The organism is Vibrio nitrifigilis, from assembly GCF_015686695.1.
GTDB classification, from domain to species: Bacteria; Pseudomonadota; Gammaproteobacteria; order Enterobacterales; family Vibrionaceae; genus Vibrio; species Vibrio nitrifigilis.
Window position 1 is genome coordinate 1 of the sequence record NZ_JADPMR010000006.1, and the last position, 2,134, is coordinate 2,134.

Here is a 2,134-nt window from a genome sequence, read left to right on the forward strand (position 1 = left end):
GTGAACTTCATCGCATTACTAATGACATTCCACAAAACTTGACGTAAACGAGTCGCATCCACCTCAATAATTTTAGGTAAATCAGTCAAACGTTCCAGATCAAATCGTAACCCTTTTTGTTCCGCCATTAACGCAGAAAGGCTTTCTAACTCAACAACGAACTCTTCAAAATCGAGTGGTGCCGGAAGGAGTTCTAATTTACGGCGGTCAAATTTATCCATATCAATAATATCGTTAAAGATATTACCGAGCGTGACAGCACTGACATTGATAGTTTGCATCTGTTTACGCTGTTCTTGAGTTAATGTCGTATCCAGCAGCATACGGCTCAAACCAACGATACCATTAAGTGGTGTGCGTAATTCATGACTGATAGTGGAAATAAAAGTGGTTTTATCTCGGCTGGCCTTTTCTAAGGATTCTTCATGACGTTTACGTTCAGTAATATCACGCCCAAATCCCACCAAACCTAAATGATCGCCTTCTTTGCTGTAAAAAGGCACTTTGCGTAATTCAAAATAGCTCTTACGACCATCTGGATACTCTAACCACTGTTCATACGTAAGAGGGCTATCGTTAGTAAAAACTTCTTGGTCTGTTTCTACAATTGATTGGGCAATCTCTTTGCGGTACACATCCCAAGGCGTTAAGCCCACTAATTCATGTTCGCTGCGCCCAGTGAGTTCTTCCATCGCACGGTTACAACCAGAAAAGACGCCATTAGCATTACGATAATAGATAAGGTCTGGAGATGCATCGATGAAAGAACGAAGTAACGCCGTTCTTTCTGCCAATTCAAGTTGCGTTTTTTCCCGCTGACGAACTTCCGCTTCTAAATCGATCATCGCCATTTCGCGAGCTTCTTCCGCTTTAATCCGCTCTTCGATTTCTTGGTTCAGTTTAACGATATTTTGCTGAAGCTTTTGATTAAGCACTTGGTCGCGGGCTCGCATATCTTTGAGCTTTGAAACCAATTTAGATAAACGTTGGCGTGACTCTTCTAGCTGATCAACCACGACAGAAAGAAAGTACACCGCCCACGGAGTAATAAGTAAACCAAAGAAGACCGAGCGCACGATATCGATATCGTCCACATGACCTTTTAAGGCGAGAGTTATACCAACCTGCACCACCACAGCTAAAGCAACCAGTGCTAGTGCTAATAATATAGAGAAACGCAATATGCCCAGCTTTACCAGCAAATCAACATAGTACTGGGCAAGGTTCTTCATCGGTTTCATTCAAGACTCCATAGGAATGAATTAGAGGCAGTTGACCTTAGCGCTAGTCTAGCGTGTTTCACCCCTATTCGTCAGTTTTATCAAACACAAACAGTTGAAATAAACCAAATATCATCAAGCAACTAGAAGAGGAAAATATAATTATGTTAATTAAGATCGAACCTAGATCACGTATTTTAACCATTAGATCGTTTCATTAAAAAATGAGCTATTTTTTTAAAATGTGAATTAGTTGCTAAATGACCTCATTGTTATTATTCGCGCCATGGAAAGCTCACAACATAGTGAGTACAAAACCGGAGACACTCCCATGACACGTGAAACAGTGATTAACGATTCTGTACAAGAAGCGATTGACCTAATTCAACAAGCTAAACAAGCACAACTTGTGCTAAAAACTTTCTCTCAAGAAAAAATCGATGCCATTGTAAAAAGCATGGCTGATGCGGCACTACGTGAAAGCATCCGTTTAGCCACTATGGCTGCAGAAGAAACTGGCTTCGGTAATGCTGGTTAGCTATCGCTGGTATTAGTTCTTTGGGTTGTAACCTTGCAACCTACAGCCACGCACGTAACCCTCTTCTTATGGGGTACGGCTATCACTCAGATGGTGAATGGATGCGTATTGGTCTGGTGATTGCGATTAGCAGCGGGATTATCTTTATGATCTCGGGCCTCCTTTGGTGGAGTATCTTAGGTGTAACAATCTAATCCTTATCTTCCAGATAACAAAAAGGAGCGCATGCGCTCCTTTTTTCATTGAAGTGTGATTATTTCACACGACCAACGTATTCTGCGCTACGTGTATCTACTTTAATCACTTCACCAATTTGGATGAATAGTGGAACGCGAACAACTGCGCCAGTAGATAGAGTTGCTGGTTTACCGCCAGT

At 41.6% G+C, this 2,134-nt stretch carries 3 protein-coding genes and 1 pseudogene; 2 read left to right on the top strand and 2 right to left on the bottom strand.

Features of this window, described 5'->3' with window-relative positions:
• Positions 1-1,241: PAS domain S-box protein (locus I1A42_RS24365; RefSeq protein WP_196125789.1), on the bottom strand; the 1,241-nt coding region annotated here is incomplete at its 3' end.
• Between the two features lie 310 nt (positions 1,242-1,551).
• Here I1A42_RS24365 and I1A42_RS24370 point away from each other — a divergent pair.
• Both I1A42_RS24370 and I1A42_RS24375 read left to right on the top strand, forming a co-directional pair.
• Positions 1,552-1,758, top strand: a complete 207-nt coding sequence (locus I1A42_RS24370) for a hypothetical protein (protein ID WP_196125791.1) — start codon at positions 1,552-1,554, stop codon at positions 1,756-1,758.
• A 20-nt stretch (positions 1,759-1,778) separates the two neighbouring features.
• A complete protein-coding gene (locus I1A42_RS24375) occupies positions 1,779-1,952 on the top strand; it encodes an anion permease (protein ID WP_230389931.1) in 174 nt (57 codons plus the stop codon).
• 59 nt (positions 1,953-2,011) lie between these two features.
• Here the strand turns inward: I1A42_RS24375 and I1A42_RS24380 are convergent.
• A pseudogene (locus I1A42_RS24380) lies at positions 2,012-2,134 on the bottom strand (elongation factor P); the annotation flags it as partial.

Excerpts from the sequence above, each read along its gene's own strand:
- I1A42_RS24370 (WP_196125791.1), top strand. The coding sequence starts at position 1,552 with ATGACACGTGAAACAGTGATTAACGATTCTGTACAAGAAGCGATTGAC.